The following is a 15,419-nucleotide window of genomic DNA, read 5'->3' on the forward strand; positions in this document are numbered from 1 at the left end:
TTGATTCAAAAAACTTTTATTTCTTTTCCACGTCGGTCTTCAGATGCGGCCATGCAGCCCGCAGGTACTGGACCATGGACCACAACGTCAGGCCTGCAGACACCAGCAGCAAGGCATAGCCCAGCAAAACCCAGAAGGTGAAGTCCGACGGATTGGCCAGCAGGATCACCAGCGCCAGCATCTGCGCGGCGGTTTTCCATTTGCCCAGGTTCGACACCGCGACGTGAGCGCGGGCACCGAGTTCGGCCATCCACTCGCGCAGCGCCGAGACGACGATCTCGCGGCCGATGATCACCGCAGCCGGTAGCGTAAGCCACAGGTTGCCGTGTTCCTGCACCAGCAAAACCAGCGCAACAGCCACCATCAGTTTGTCAGCCACCGGATCGAGGAAGGCACCAAAAGGCGTGCTTTGTTCCAGTCGACGGGCCAGATAACCGTCCAGCCAGTCTGTGGCGGCGGCAAAGGCGAACACCGAAGCTGACGCCAGGTAGCTCCATTGGTAAGGCAGGTAAAACAGCAAAATGAAGATCGGGATGAGCAGGACGCGTAGAACGGTAATCAGATTAGGGATATTCATCGGCACAACTGGCTACGAGGTGAGGTGGCATTCTACTCGCTGTGCAGATTTGCATAAATCAACTCTGCGAGCTTTTTACTGATCCCGGGTGCTTTGGCGATCTCTTCGATGCTGGCACGAGACAGCTCCTGCAATCCACCAAAATGTTTCAGCAAATCGCGGCGACGTGTCGGTCCGACCCCGGCAACGCCCTCAAGCGTCGACGTGCGGCGGGTTTTGCCACGCCGTGCGCGGTGCCCGGTAATTGCGAACCGGTGGGCTTCGTCGCGTATCTGCTGAATCAAATGCAGCGCGGGGGAATCGCCGCGCAAGGTGAATTCGTGGGCGGCATCATTGAGGTAGAGGGTTTCAAAACCGGCCTTGCGCGTCGCGCCTTTGGCCACACCCAGCAGAATCAGGTCTGGGACCGCCAGTTCATTGAGCACGTCGCGAGCCATGGACAACTGACCTTTGCCGCCGTCCACCAACAGAATGTCAGGCAACTTGCCCTCGCCGTCCTTCAACTTGCTGAAGCGGCGAGTCAGGGCCTGGTGCATCGCCGCGTAGTCATCGCCCGGCGTGACGCCTTCGATGTTGTAACGGCGGTAGTCGGACTTGATTGGCCCTTCCGGCCCGAACACCACGCACGACGCCACGGTCGCTTCACCGCTGGAGTGACTGATGTCGTAGCACTCAAGGCGCTGCGGCGGCTCATCCAGGTTCAGCACTTCGGCCAGCGCATCAAAACGCGCCGCGACATGCTGACGGTTCGCCAAACGTGCGCTGAGCGCCTGCTCGGCGTTGGTGACCGCCAATTGCTGCCAGCGTGCTCGCGTGCCCCGCACGCGATGGCTGATGGTCAACTCACGACCGCGCAATTCGTCGATGGCTTCGATCAGCGTTGGAAAGTCTTCGTGAACCACGTTGACGATCAGCTCGCTCGGTAAGTCTCGCTCAGGACTGGTGATGAAATATTGGCCAAGAAAGGCCGCCATGACTTCTGACACGTCTTCGTCGATACCCACTTGCGGGAAGAAGTTCTTGCTGCCCAGCACACGACCGCCGCGCACGCTGATCAAGTGAACGCAGGCACCACCCGGATTGACGAACGCGGCGATCACATCAATATCGCCGGTGCCACCCTCCATGCTCTGCTGATCCTGAACCCGGCGCAGCAGCGATATCTGGTCCCGCAACTCGGCCGCACGCTCAAACTCGAGGTTGATCGCCGCCTCTTCCATGCCCGCCGACAACTCGTCGGTCAGCGCATTGCTGCGGCCTTCAAGAAACATGACCGAGTGGCGCACGTCTTCGGCGTACACCTGGGGCTCAACCAACCCCACACATGGCGCCTTGCAGCGCTTGATCTGATATTGCAGGCACGGCCGTGTGCGGTTCTTGTAGTAGCTGTCCTCACACTGGCGAACAAAAAAGGTTTTTTGCAGCAGGCTCAAGCTTTCTCTGATCGCCCCGGCGCTGGGGTAAGGGCCAAAATATTTGCCCTTGGCCTTTTTGGCCCCGCGATGGATGCTCAAGCGAGGAAACTGGCCATCCGAGAGAAAGACGTAGGGATAGGATTTGTCGTCGCGCAGCAGAATGTTGTAGGGCGGACGCCACTCTTTGATCAGCGTCTGCTCAAGCAACAACGCCTCGGTTTCGTTGGCCGTAATGGTCGTTTCGACCTGGGCGATACGCGCCACCAGCGCCGCCGTCTTGGGCGCAAGACCGGACTTTCGAAAGTAGCTCGACAGACGATTCTTGAGGTTCTTGGCTTTGCCGACATACAGCAGGCGCGCATCGCTGTCGAACATGCGATAGACGCCGGGACGCCCACTGACGGTCGACAGAAAGGCGCTTGGATCGAAGACTTCAGTCATTTTCAGAGGCTGGCATCAACCATGCCGTGACGTACCGCCAGCAGCGTCAGCTCGACGTCGCTGCTGATCGAAAGCTTCTCGAAAATGCGGTAACGGTAGGTGTTCACTGTTTTGGGCGACAGACAAAGCTTGTCGGAAATAATTTGCACCTTCTGGCAGCCGACAATCATCAGCGCGATCTGGATTTCACGCTCCGACAACGCGTCGAACGGCGAGTCGTTGGTCGGCTGGAAGGATTTGATCGCGAGTTGCTGGGCTATTTGCGGGCTGATGTAGCGCTGCCCGGCAAAAACTAGGCGAATGGCCTGAACCATTTCCGGCAAACCGGCGCCCTTGGTCAGATAGCCGGCAGCGCCTGCCTGCAACAACCGTGTAGGAAACGGGTCTTCCTCACACACGGTGACGGCAACGACCTTGATGTCCGGGTGGCTGCGCAACAGCTTGCGCGTGGCTTCAAGCCCGCCGATCCCGGGCATCTTTACGTCCATCAACACCACATCGGGTTTCAGTTCACGCGCTTTCAGCAGGGACTCTTCCCCTGATTCAGCCTGGCCGACTACTTGCAGGCCATCGATGTCAGCCAGCATTCGTGTAATGCCTGTACGAACGAGATCATGGTCATCGACTACTAGCACCCTAATCAAGCAGACACCTCGCGATATGGTCTTATGGGTTGCCGGACACCTTAGCAAAAAGCAACTGGCAGACCTAGCGGCAAGCGTCAGATAAAAAGTTTCAATGCGTCTTGAAAGGCTTGACGGCAGTGTGTTTCAGCGACGTTGGCCAGGCACGTCCCGCTGCATTCTCAGGAAACACTCGTCTTCGCCGACCACCCTCAGCCCTTTTCGCTCGTACAGCACTTTTGCCGGATTCGTTGCAAAAACTGTCAGGCGTAGCGCCGGACTTCGCTCCCCGCAGGCCAGGGCGAATACCTGATCGATCGCCCAGGAACCGGCGCCCTGCCCCCTAAAGGCTTCAAGCACGTGCAATTCGCGAATGTATACGGCTCTCGCGTCACGGCTGAGGCTGACAAAACCCACCAACGCGTCATCCCGCACAATCATTTGGTTTTCCCGCCCGGCCCACGCCACATCGAACGCTTCATCCAGCCACAACAGGTCATGTTGAATGTAGTAGCGAAGCATGGTGCTGCGCGTCAGATCGCGCGCAAACCCGAGGTCGCCTGCGGTTGCCGGACGCCATTCAAAGCCCATTCAAACCTCCGCGACCGCGACGATTTGGCCGCTCCAGCCTTGAGCAACCCGGCGAGCCACGACCAGCAGGTTTCCGGTCCCCGGTGCCGCAATCACCAGTGAACCGCCTGCGCTCCAGATCGCACTGCGCCCTGCGGACTCCCAGCCCCCCGTCGCGCCCCCGTGATTGGCCATCAGCACCGCCATCGAATGGGTCCCGGCATAGCCTTGCAGGATCGCGGTGTCCGGTGCGTAGCCGTTTTCGGTGATCAGTACACCGGCGGCGTACAAGTCAGCACCAAGCCCTGCCGCAGCAAGCGCGTGGCTGGCGTGAGAAAAATCGGCACACACCGCCAGGGCCACGGTGTCGGCACCGATTTGCAGCGCGCAACCACCGGTGCCCGGTGCAAACGCCAGCTCTTCACCGTCGTGCAAATGCTGTTTGCTATACACACCCAGCGCACCGTCGCCCCCCAAGACCAGGGCACCGATCAGCACGGGCGAATCGTCCGACAGCCGAATCGGCATCCCGACGACAGCCGTCACGCCAACTTCGCGCGCAAAATCGCGAAGCGGTTGCAGCACCGGCGCATCGGGCTTGATGGCCATTTCGGCCGCCAGCCCACGCTCATAGCCTGTCAGCGACAACTCAGGAAACACCAGCAACTGAACGCCCTGCTCCGCCGCCACCTGAATGAAGCGCTGATGCCAGGCGATATTGGCAGCGAGATCGCCAGCGATGGAAATTGATTGAGCGGCAGCGATGGTCAACGACGTCATGATTCGTCCTGGTGGCGTAACGGGATGGCGCAGACGCAAAGTGTGTCACAAACCCTGTGATAGAAAACGCCGCCTGCAATCGATAGCAATTTCTGATTGAATCCGCCTACGGGCGTCGAGTAAGCTCGGCGCATCCATCGGAGACAAACCATGTTCAACGCCCACTCACAGCTTCCTTCCGTCAGCGCCCCGCGCTCGGTTTCGGCTGCCCGGGCGACTGACGTTTGCGCTCCGATCAGCTTTTATTTTGGGTATTGGTTTAGCCACTGGCGCGCCTGATACCCACACGGCGCCCACTTCAAACGGGTCGCCACCAGAGAATTCTCAACCCCCGGTCGGCCTCCCGACCGGGGGTTTTGTTTTTTCAGCCCCATATTTTTTAGCGACACACCAGACAACTTGAGGATTCAGAAAATGAACTACGCCACTTATTACCGTTACGACAGTTTTACCGCCTGGCGATTTACCAGCCTCCGCTCGGGACAGCCTGCCGCCTCCGATCGGTCACCCACAGGTGGCAAGCACACACACGCAGCCAATCCGGCCAATTGTCGAACACCCCAGTAGGGCCGAGCGTGCGGGAACGAACCCGCCGCCAGCCCAAGGAAGCTTGAACATGAACTCGTCCGTCTCTGCCTTGCCACTGCCGACCCTGAGCCCTGCCAATGAAGCGCTGACCCTGCGTCTGCCCAGCTCATTGCAACTCAAGCAGCAATTACCCCTCAGCAATGCCCTGACCCGGCAAGTCGCCGCCCACCGCGACGCCGTCCGCGCGATCCTCAACGGTGAAGACTCCCGTTTGCTGGTGATCGTCGGGCCTTGCTCGATTCACGACCCCCAATCCGCCCTCGAATATGCAGCCAACCTGGCCCGTCTCGCCGCCGATGTCAGCGATGAAATGTTGCTGGTCATGCGCGCCTACGTCGAAAAACCCCGCACCACCGTTGGCTGGAAAGGCCTGGCCTACGACCCGCGGCTCGATGGCAGCGATGACATGGCCGGCGGTTTGACGCTGTCCCGGGAGCTGATGCGCGAAATGCTCCACCTCGGATTGCCAATCGCCACCGAACTGTTGCAACCGATGGCAGCGGGCTACTTCGATGATCTGCTGAGCTGGGTTGCCATCGGCGCCCGCACCACTGAATCGCAGATCCACCGCGAGATGGCCAGCGGGCTGGGCATGCCGGTGGGCTTCAAGAACGGCACCGATGGCGGCGTGACGGTCGCCAGTGATGCCATGCGCTCCGCCGCCCATCCGCATCGGCATTTCGGTGTCGACAGCCAGGGCCACCCCGCGATCATCCCGACGCCGGGCAACCACGATACGCACTTGGTGCTGCGCGGCGGTCATCGCGGGCCGAACTACGACCGCGACAGCGTCGCTCAAATCAACCGCGACCTGACTCAACTGAAGATCCCGGCACGGATCATGGTCGACTGCAGCCATGCCAACAGCGGCAAAGACCCGGCGCGCCAACCAGCGGTGTTCAACGACGTGCTCGAGCAACGCCTGCAAGGTGATCGCTCGTTGATCGGCATGATGATCGAAAGCCATTTGTTCGAAGGCTGCCAACCGCTGAGCCCGACGTTGCGCTACGGGGTATCGGTGACGGATGGTTGCCTCGGCTGGACCGGTACCGACCAGTTGCTGCGCGAGGCTGCCAAGCGCCTTCGGACACAAAACGTCGCGTTAAAACCGGCCTGACCCTTATCGACCTGCCAGCCCTCAATCGAGGGCTGATTCCCCAACAACGAATCAATTGACGGGCAAACGGCACGTTCAGAGTAGGCCGTTGCAATGGCAGACCCGGCTCACGACAAAAAGATGTCCAAATATTCCGAACCGTACCTCAGGTTCTTTCGAACTTTCCTACATTTTCTATACCGTTTTCATCAACTTACAGCGGATTCTTCATACACCGCCGAGCTGTCGCCGTGCTTTAGAGTGGGCCCAACTTCACACCTCTGAACTCCCGCGAAAAAGGAAAGAACATGCTACGGAATGCAACCACCCAATACCCCATCCTGCTGGTCCACGGGCTCTTCGGCTTTGATCGCATCGGCAACGTCGAACTCTTTCATGACGTCAAGCAGGCGCTCAGAACTGCCGGCGCCAGGGTGTTTATCCCGCAACTGTCGGCGACCCACTGCAACGAAGCACGGGGCGAGCAGTTGTTGGCGCAGATCGATCGCGTGCTGGAAGGAACCGGCGTCGATCAGGTCAACCTGATCGGGCACAGCCAAGGCGCACTCGCCACGCGCTACGCGGCGGCAGTCGAGCCCGAAATAATCGCCTCCGTAACGTCTGTCAGCGGGCCGAACCACGGTTCGGAGCTGGCCGACTTCCTGCGCAAGGCCTTGACCCCCGGTCGCCTGCCGGAGCATGTCGCGTCAACGGTGGCTACCCTGTTCGCCAACTTTCTGTCGTTGCTCAGTGGCCAACCAGACCTGCCGCAAAACGCCATTGCCGCGCTGAATGCACTGACCACCGAAGGCGTCGGCGCTTTCAACGACAAATATCCGCAAGGGCTGCCGAAGACCTGGGGTGGCAAGGGCCGAGAAGTGGTGAATGGCGTGCGTTATTACTCCTGGAGCGGGACGTTGCAGGGTGGGCTTGTCGATCAAGGCCTCGACGCGCTCGATCCCCTGCACGGCTTTCTCCAGGCCTTTTCCCACTACTTCACCACCGAGGCGGAACAAAATGACGGCCTGGTCGGCCGTTACAGCTCCCATTTAGGCAAGGTCATCCGCTCCGACTATCCGCTGGATCATCTGGACAGCCTCAGCCAGACCGCCGGGCCTCTGCGCAAAGGCATCGACCCGATCGACTTGTATGTGCAGCATGCCGAGCGCCTGAGAAAGGCCGGGCTGTAATCCGTCCGGAACTTTGACGAGAAATAGGGCACTGAATCCGGTAGGCTCCGCACTTTACTGAATATTGAAAGGAGAATTTCTCATGGCTAAAGCCACTGCCCGCCACATCCTGGTTGCCTCGGAAGAAAAGTGCAACGAACTCAAAGCCCAGATCGAAGGCGGCGCCGATTTCGCTGATGTTGCCAAAGCCAACTCCACCTGCCCGTCCAGCCGCCAGGGCGGCGACCTGGGTTCGTTCGGTCCGGGCCAGATGGTCAAGGAATTCGACACCGTGGTATTCAGCGCGCCAATCAATGTCGTGCAAGGCCCGGTGAAAACCCAGTTCGGTTACCACCTGCTGGAAGTGACCAGCCGTCAGGACTGATCAGTGCTTGATTTTTAAACACAGCGGCCCGCCTTTTGGTGGGCCGTCGTGTTTCTGACGTGTTTTACGGCTGGCGACGGATGCGCCGGTAGCGTACAAATCACGGTTATCGACCACCCGGCTCTAAGGCTGACAATGCGACTGGCGTTCCCCACTTTATTGTTCACTGCCGTGGCCCTGCTATTGAGCGCCGCCGGTGTGAATGCGGCCCCCCAACATGCGTTGACGGTGTACGGCGAGCCGGCGAAATATCCCGCTGGCTTCAGTCACTTTGCCTACGCCAACCCGCAAGCGCCCAAGGGTGGCACCATGCGTCGCTCGGCCATCGAAATCGGTCACTTCGACCATATGCTGCCGTACATCGACAAAGGTATCGGCGTCACCCAGGTCGATGGCTTGATCTACTCGCCCCTCGCCCAGCGTTCGCTCGACGAGCCTTACACCGTATATGGCCTGGTGGCGCAGAAGATGGAGCGCTCCGATGACGGCTTGTCCCTGCGCTTCTACCTGAACCCGAAAGCCCGTTTCGCCGACGGGCAACCGATCACCGCCGAAGATGTGCGCTACACCTACGACTTGCTGATGACCCAGGGCAGCCTGCGCTATCGCACCCAGTTCGCCGACGTCAAAGGCGTCGAAGTGGAAGCGCCGCTGACCGTGCGATTCGACTTCAAAAGCAACGAAAACCGCACCCTGCCCCTCGATATCGCGACCTTGCCGGTGTTTCCCGAACACTGGTGGAAGAGCCGCGACTTCGCCAACGGCGGCGGTTACGAAGCGCCACTGGGCAGCGGCCCGTACAAGGTAAGCAAGGTCGACTCCGGGCGCAGCATCACCTTCGAGCGCAACGCCGACTGGTGGGGCAAGGATTTGCCGGTCAGCCGCGGCCTCTATAACTTCGACCACTTCAGCATCGAGTATTTCGGCGATACCGACGTCGCACGCCAGGTTCTGCGCGGTGGCGCCTACGACTACAACCGCGAATTCTCGGCCACCGGCTATTCCATCGGTTATGACAGCCCGGCCTTGAGCGACGGTCGCCTGCAAAAGGCGCACTTGGCACAAGAAGCACCGCAGCCGGCGCAAGGTTTTGTGTTCAACCTGCAAAACCCTATGTTCCAGGACCGCCGCGTGCGCCAAGCCCTGGTCATGCTGTGGGATTTCGAGTGGAGCAACCGGCAGATGATGCGCAACATGTACATCCGCCAGCAGAGCTTTTTCTCCAACACCGACCTCGCCGCCCGACAGTTGCCGGATGCCGGCGAGCTGGCGATTCTTGAGCCCTTGCGCGGGCAGATTCCCGACGAGGTCTTCACCAAAGTCTTCGAAGCCCCGAAAACCGATGGCAGCGGCGTGATCCGTGACAAACAACTGCAAGCCCTCGACCTGTTGGAACAGGCCGGCTGGAAACCCGATGGCGATCAACTGGTCAACGCCCAAGGCCAGCCGCTGAGTTTCACCTTCCTGGTCAGCCAGAACGGCATGGACCGACTGTTGTTGCCTTACAAACGCACCCTGAAACAGATCGGCATCGACCTCAACATCCGCCGCATCGATTCCTCGCAATACGTCAACCGGTTGATGAGCCGTGACTACGACATGATCGTCACCGGCTACCCGGTGACGACGTCGCCCGGTGGCGAATTGCTCAATTATTTCGGCTCGGTCTCGGCCAATGACCCCGGCGCCAACAATTACATGGTGCTGAAGAATCCGGCGGTCGACACGCTCATCACCGGCCTGATCCGCGCCAATACGCAGCCCGAAATGCTGCGCTACGCCCATGCGCTGGACCGGGTGCTGCAATGGAACTATTACTGGATTCCCAACTATTACCCGCCGGGCACCTCGACGGTGTGGTGGAACCGCTTCGGCATGCCGACCCAGCAGGCCAGCAATGACGAAGCCATCGAGAGTTGGTGGGAAATCAGCACCACGCCGCTGACCAATCAGCAGATGACCGCCGAGCAGATCAGTCGCGGCAGACCCGGAGGGCCGCACTGATGTGGGCTTACATACTGCGGCGTTTGCTGCTGATCATTCCGACGCTAGTGATCATTCTTCTGGTCAATTTCGTCATCGTCCAGGCTGCGCCGGGTGGCCCGGTCGAACAGGCGATTGCGCATCTGCAAGGCATTGGCGGTGCGAGTGTCGGCGGCGGCTCCGGCGAGACGATGTCCGGCACCTCCCGCGCCAGTCGCGGCCTCGACCCGCAACTGATCAAAGACATCGAAAAACAGTACGGCTTCGACAAACCGGCCCATGAGCGCTTGTGGCTGATGCTCACCAGTTATGCGCGCCTGGACTTCGGCAAAAGTTTCTTCCGTGGCGCGACGGTCACGGACCTGATCCTCGAAAAAATGCCGGTGACCATTTCCCTCGGGCTCTGGGCAACCCTGATCACCTACCTCGTTTCCATCCCGCTGGGCATCCGCAAGGCCGTTCACCATGGCAGCCACTTCGATATCTGGAGCAGCACCGCGATCATCATTGGTTACGCGATGCCGGCGTTTCTGTTCGCGATGTTCCTGATCGTGATCTTCGCTGGCGGCACGTCGCTGAACTGGTTTCCGGTACGCGGCCTGGTCTCGGAGAACTTCGAGTCGCTGTCGACCGTGGGCAAGATTGCCGACTACTTCTGGCACCTGGTGTTGCCGGTGACCGCGCTGGTGATCGGCGGCTTTGCCACGTTGACCATCCTCACCAAAAACTCGTTCCTCAATGAAATCACCCGCCAATACGTGATCACCGCCCGCGCCAAAGGCATGAGCGAGCGTCGCGTGCTGTACGGCCACGTGTTCCGCAATGCGATGCTGCTGGTGGTGTCGGGCATTCCCCAGGCATTCATCAGTGTGTTCTTCGCCGGCTCGTTGCTGATCGAAGTGATTTTCTCCCTCGATGGCCTCGGCCGCATGAGCTACGAAGCGGCCGTTTCGCGGGATTACCCGGTGGTGTTTGGCTCGCTGTTCATCTTCACGCTGTTCGGCCTCTTGATAAAACTCATCGGTGACCTCTGCTACACCCTGGTCGACCCGCGCATCGACTTCGCCGCGAGGAACGCCTGATGTTCAAGCTCTCGCCGCTAGGCCGTCGGCGCTTTGAACGGTTCAAGAAAAACCGGCGCGGCTGGTGGTCGCTGTGGTTGTTTATCGGCCTGTTCCTGCTGACCCTCGGCGGCGAACTGATCGCCAACGACAAACCGCTGGTGGTCAGCTATCAGGGCTCGCTGTATTTCCCGGCGTTCAAGCGTCACACCGAGCAAGAGTTCGGTGGGCAACTGCCATTCCAGGCCGATTACCGCAGCGATTACGTGCAGAACCTGATTAAACGGGACGGCGGCTGGCTGCTGTTTCCGCCGATCCCTTTCAGCGACGACACCCCCAACTATGACCTGAACAAACCGGCGCCAAGTCCGCCGTCCAGCGTCAACTGGCTGGGCACCGACGACCAGGCCCGCGACGTGCTGGCGCGGGTGATTTTCGGTGCACGGGTGTCGATTCTGTTTGCGCTGATGCTGACCTTTGTCAGTGCGCTGATCGGCATCGCCGCCGGCGCGCTGCAAGGCTATTACGGTGGCTGGGTCGACCTGATCGGACAGCGTTTGCTGGAAGTCTGGTCCGGGCTGCCGGTGCTGTATCTCCTGATCATCCTGTCGGGCTTCGTCGAGCCGAATTTCTGGTGGTTGCTGGGCATCATGGCGCTGTTTTCGTGGCTGGCGCTGGTGGACGTGGTGCGCGCCGAGTTCCTGCGCGGGCGCAATCTCGAATATGTCAAAGCCGCTCGCGCCTTGGGCCTGACGGATCGCAAGGTCATCGTGCGGCACATTTTGCCCAACGCGATGAACGCGACCCTGAGTTACCTGCCGTTCATTCTTACCGGGGCGATTTCCACCCTCACGGCGCTGGACTTCCTCGGCTTCGGCATGCCGGCCGGCAGTGCCTCGCTGGGCGAGTTGATCGGCCAGGGCAAACAGAACCTGCAAGCGCCGTGGTTGGGGCTGACCGCGTTTTTCGCCCTGGCGCTGATTCTTTCTTTGCTGGTGTTCATTGGTGAAGCGTTGCGTGATGCGTTTGATCCACGATCTTGAGGCGCACTTTTAATGAGTAACAACCTGATCGAAATCCGTGACCTCAGCGTGGCCTTCAGTGGCCAGACCGTGGTGCGCAACCTGTGTCTGGACATCCGCCCCGGCGAATGCCTGGCGCTGGTCGGTGAGTCGGGTTCCGGCAAATCGGTGACGGCGCACTCGATCCTGCAACTGCTGCCCGAGACCGGCACCGAATCCACCGGCAGCATCCGTTATCGCGGCAAGGAACTGCTCGGCGCCCCGGCCAAGGTCTTGCGCGAGTTGCGCGGCAACCGGATCGCGATGATTTTTCAGGAGCCGATGACCTCGCTTAATCCGCTGCACAGCATCGAAAAACAGATCGGTGAGACCTTGCTGTTGCACAAGGGCCTGACCGGCAAACCGGCGCAGGCGAGGATTCTCGAACTGCTGCAACTGGTCGGCATCCAGAAACCCAAGGAGCGGCTCAAGGCCTATCCGCATCAACTGTCCGGCGGGCAACGCCAGCGGGTAATGATTGCGATGGCGCTGGCCTGCGAGCCGGAGCTATTGATCGCCGACGAACCGACCACCGCCCTGGACGTGACGGTGCAGCGCAAGATTCTGATCCTGCTTAAATCCCTGCAACAACGGCTTGGCATGTCGCTGCTGTTGATCAGCCACGACCTCAATCTGGTGCGCAGCATCGCCCAGCGCGTGTGCGTGATGAAGGCAGGGGAAATCGTCGAGCAGGCGAGTTGCGAAACGATCTTCACCGAACCGAAACACCCTTACAGCTGCGTGCTGCTGAACGCCGAACCGGAAGGCGAAGCCCTGCCCCGTGACGAGCGCGAGAACGTGCTGGAGGTGGACAATCTGCGGGTGCAATTCGCGCTCGGTGGCGGGCTGTTCCAGCGCAAGACCTATCTGAAAGCTGTGGACGGCATCAGCCTGAACATTCAGCGCGGCAAGACCCTCGGGATTGTTGGCGAGTCCGGCTCGGGCAAGTCGACGCTGGGTCAGGCGATCCTGCGCTTGCTCGATTCCGAAGGCAGCATTCGCTTTCAGGGCCACGCGCTGGACGGCTTGACGCAAAAACTGCTCAGGCCGTGGCGTAAAAAAATGCAGGTGGTGTTCCAGGACCCTTACGGCAGCCTGAGCCCGCGCATGTCGGTGGCGCAGATCATCAGCGAAGGCCTGGAAGTGCACAGCCAGTTGAGCGCCGAAGAGTGCAAGGCCGAAGTGATTCGCGCGCTGGAGGAAGTCGGCCTAGACCCGCAAAGCCGCCATCGATACCCGCACGAATTCTCCGGCGGGCAGCGGCAACGCATCGCCATTGCCCGCGCCCTGGTGCTGAAACCGGCGCTGATTCTGCTGGATGAGCCGACGTCGGCGCTGGACCGCACGGTGCAAAAACAGGTGGTCGCCCTGCTCCGTCAGCTTCAGGAAAAACATGGCCTGACCTACCTGTTCATCAGCCATGACCTGGCGGTGGTGCGCGCCTTGGCCCACGACATGATTGTGATCAAGGACGGCAAAGTGGTGGAAAGCGGCGCCAGCCACGACGTGTTCGATTCGCCGCAGCACCCGTATACCAAAGAGCTGTTGGCGGCGGCGCATGTGCGGTAGGTTCGAGACCGCGTCGCGCCCTTCGCGAGCAAGCCCGCTCCGACATTTGGAATGCATTCCCATGTGGGAGCGGGCTTGCTCCGGGCGACGTTCCGACGACGGCGGCCACACAGACAACACACTTTCCGGATATGACCACCATGAACACCACCGAAAGCCTCAAGGATTACCAACGGGTGCGCATGCTCGCGATCCGTTCGCTGTTCGAGATCATCGAACAGTCCAGTGAAGGCACGGTGATTGTCGACCGCGATGCGAACATCGTCTGGATGAACGAGCGCTACGCCCGGCGTTTTGGTTTGGCGTCAGCCGAGGGCGCCATCGGTAAACCCTGTGAAAGCGTGATCCCCGGCAGCCTGTTGCGCGAGGTGGTGCGCAGCGGACGGCCGATTTTGCTCGACATGCAAGACACGCCAAAAGAACCGCTGGTGGTTATGCGCCTGCCGATCCACGACGATGCCGGCGCGGTCATCGGCGCCATTGGCTTTGCGCTGTTCGACGAATTGCGCAGCCTGTCGCCGATGCTCAAACGCTACCTGAGCATGCAGGAAGAGTTGGCTTCAACCCGCTCGCTGCTGCGGGCGCGGCAAACCAAATACAACTTCGCGCACTTTATCGGCACCAGCGCCGCCAGCCTGGAAGTCAAACGCCGCGCCCGCCGCAGCGCCAGCGCCGAGTCGCCAGTGTTGCTGCTCGGCGAGACCGGCACCGGCAAGGAGCTGCTGGCCCAGGCCATCCATAGCGCTTCGCCGCGTGCGCACAAAGCCTTCGTCAGCATCAACAGCGCCGCCATTCCCGAAGCGCTGCTGGAAGCCGAGTTTTTCGGCACCGCGCCCGGCGCGTTTACCGGTGCGGACCGCAAGGGGCGCGCCGGCAAATTGCAGATCGCCCAGGGCGGCACGCTGTTTCTCGACGAAATCGGCGACATGCCCCTGCCGCTGCAAAGCAAACTGTTGCGCGTATTACAGGAAAAGGAGTTCGAGCCGGTCGGCTCCAACGAAGTGATCCAGAGCGATGTGCGGGTGATTGCCGCTACGTCGACCGACCTCGAAGCGGCGATCAAGCGTGGTGAGTTCCGCGCCGACTTGTATTACCGACTCAACGTGCTGCCGATCAACGTGCCGCCGTTGCGCGAACGCCTCGACGACTTGCCGGCGCTGAGCGAGGCGATTCTTGAAGAACTGCGCAGCCAGCATGAATTGAATCCCGAGGCGCTGGAATTGCTCGGGCAACATGCCTGGCCGGGGAACATTCGGGAGCTGCGCAACGTGCTGGAACGCGCAGCGTTGCTCAGTGATGACCTGATGTTGAATGCAACGGACATCCGCGCGGCGGTGGGGACGTTCATGCCGGTGGAGCGATCAGCGCGGTTGCCGATGCAGCCGGCGGCGCAGGAGACGTTCAGTGAGGCTCGCGAGCGTTTTGACCGGCAGTTGATTGAATCGGCCCTTGCGCAATGCGGGGGCAAGGTGATTGAAGCGGCGGCGCGCCTGGGGCTGGGACGGTCGACGTTGTACAAGAAGATGGCGGCCCTCGGAATTGTCGAGTCTCCATAAAGAGACCTAAGTCTCCATTAGCAGACAGAGCATTCGACGCACGTCGCTCCCGCAACCCGTCCCACTGTGGGAGCGGGCTTGCCCGCGAAGAGGCCAGCCCAACCAACAAAAAGTCTCAACAAAGAGACAAATCACTCAAAAACAATCAACAAAATTAAATATATTCATATATTTCAATAACTTAACTCTCTGGCACGAATCTCGCTAAAGCCCTTCCCCACACAGATCCGCCCCACAAAAATAACAATCCCAGGAGACACACCATGAGTGTGATCATTGCCTTGGCAGCCCTCGCGCTGCTGATGCTGGCTGCTTACCGTGGCTACAGCGTTATCCTTTTTGCCCCGATTGCCGCCCTCGGCGCCGTCCTGCTCACCGACCCTTCCGCTGTCGCCCCGGCCTTCACCGGGGTGTTCATGGAAAAAATGGTCGGCTTCATCAAACTGTATTTCCCCGTGTTCCTGCTCGGCGCCGTGTTCGGCAAGTTGATCGAACTGTCGGGGTTCTCGCGCTCCATCGTCGCCGCCGCTATTCGCTTGCTCGGC

13 protein-coding genes and 1 pseudogene are annotated in these 15,419 nt (G+C 60.2%); 9 read left to right on the plus strand and 5 right to left on the minus strand.

What is annotated here, in order from left to right; genetic code table 11:
* Positions 1-16 precede the first annotated feature (16 nt).
* The 5 genes from pgsA to ACQKP4_RS21345 all read right to left on the minus strand — a co-directional run bounded on the left by pgsA (position 17) and on the right by ACQKP4_RS21345 (position 4,406).
* The gene (gene pgsA / locus ACQKP4_RS21325; RefSeq protein ID WP_427635591.1) at positions 17-577 is read right to left on the minus strand and encodes a CDP-diacylglycerol--glycerol-3-phosphate 3-phosphatidyltransferase; all 561 of its coding nucleotides are present in this window, start codon (positions 575-577) and stop codon (positions 17-19) included.
* 32 nt (positions 578-609) lie between these two features.
* The gene (gene uvrC, locus ACQKP4_RS21330; RefSeq protein ID WP_427635592.1) at positions 610-2,433 is read right to left on the minus strand and encodes an excinuclease ABC subunit UvrC; all 1,824 of its coding nucleotides are present in this window, start codon (positions 2,431-2,433) and stop codon (positions 610-612) included.
* 2 nt (positions 2,434-2,435) lie between these two features.
* Complete coding sequence (gene gacA, locus ACQKP4_RS21335) at positions 2,436-3,077, minus strand: response regulator transcription factor GacA (RefSeq protein WP_008015884.1); 642 nt, start codon at positions 3,075-3,077, stop codon at positions 2,436-2,438.
* Between the two features lie 126 nt (positions 3,078-3,203).
* Positions 3,204-3,647 carry a GNAT family N-acetyltransferase gene (locus tag ACQKP4_RS21340; protein ID WP_427635593.1) on the minus strand — a complete coding sequence of 148 codons (444 nt, stop codon included), beginning with the start codon at positions 3,645-3,647 and terminating at the stop codon, positions 3,204-3,206.
* Positions 3,648-4,406 carry a carbon-nitrogen hydrolase family protein gene (locus ACQKP4_RS21345; protein WP_427635594.1) on the minus strand — a complete coding sequence of 253 codons (759 nt, stop codon included), beginning with the start codon at positions 4,404-4,406 and terminating at the stop codon, positions 3,648-3,650.
* 616 nt (positions 4,407-5,022) lie between these two features.
* On the opposite strand from ACQKP4_RS21345, the gene ACQKP4_RS21350 reads away from it, so the two are divergent.
* From ACQKP4_RS21350 to ACQKP4_RS21390, 9 genes and pseudogenes are all read left to right on the plus strand, one after another.
* Positions 5,023-6,111, plus strand: coding sequence for a 3-deoxy-7-phosphoheptulonate synthase (locus ACQKP4_RS21350; protein ID WP_427635595.1), 1,089 nt, complete (start codon positions 5,023-5,025; stop codon positions 6,109-6,111).
* Positions 6,112-6,398: 287 nt separating this feature from the next.
* Positions 6,399-7,280, plus strand: coding sequence for an esterase/lipase family protein (locus ACQKP4_RS21355; RefSeq protein WP_427635596.1), 882 nt, complete (start codon positions 6,399-6,401; stop codon positions 7,278-7,280).
* Positions 7,281-7,362: 82 nt separating this feature from the next.
* Complete coding sequence (locus ACQKP4_RS21360) at positions 7,363-7,644, plus strand: peptidylprolyl isomerase (protein ID WP_427635597.1); 282 nt, start codon at positions 7,363-7,365, stop codon at positions 7,642-7,644.
* Between the two features lie 135 nt (positions 7,645-7,779).
* Positions 7,780-9,648 carry an extracellular solute-binding protein gene (locus tag ACQKP4_RS21365; RefSeq protein WP_427635598.1) on the plus strand — a complete coding sequence of 623 codons (1,869 nt, stop codon included), beginning with the start codon at positions 7,780-7,782 and terminating at the stop codon, positions 9,646-9,648.
* Entirely contained in the window at positions 9,648-10,709 is a 1,062-nt protein-coding gene (locus tag ACQKP4_RS21370) for a microcin C ABC transporter permease YejB (RefSeq protein WP_427635599.1), read from the plus strand. The genes ACQKP4_RS21365 and ACQKP4_RS21370 overlap by 1 nt, the downstream gene beginning before the upstream one ends.
* On the plus strand, positions 10,709-11,731 hold the full coding sequence (locus ACQKP4_RS21375; protein ID WP_427635600.1) for an ABC transporter permease: 1,023 nt from the start codon (positions 10,709-10,711) through the stop codon (positions 11,729-11,731). The genes ACQKP4_RS21370 and ACQKP4_RS21375 overlap by 1 nt, the downstream gene beginning before the upstream one ends.
* A gap of 12 nt (positions 11,732-11,743) precedes the next feature.
* Positions 11,744-13,318 (plus strand): ABC transporter ATP-binding protein, encoded by a 1,575-nt coding sequence (locus ACQKP4_RS21380; protein WP_427635601.1) that lies wholly within the window; start codon positions 11,744-11,746, stop codon positions 13,316-13,318.
* A 140-nt stretch (positions 13,319-13,458) separates the two neighbouring features.
* Positions 13,459-14,874, plus strand: a complete 1,416-nt coding sequence (locus tag ACQKP4_RS21385) for a sigma-54 interaction domain-containing protein (protein ID WP_427635602.1) — start codon at positions 13,459-13,461, stop codon at positions 14,872-14,874.
* Between the two features lie 263 nt (positions 14,875-15,137).
* A pseudogene (locus tag ACQKP4_RS21390) lies at positions 15,138-15,419 on the plus strand (GntP family permease); the annotation flags it as partial.

Source organism: Pseudomonas sp. NPDC086278, from assembly GCF_050280905.1.
Classification (GTDB): Bacteria; Pseudomonadota; Gammaproteobacteria; order Pseudomonadales; family Pseudomonadaceae; genus Aquipseudomonas.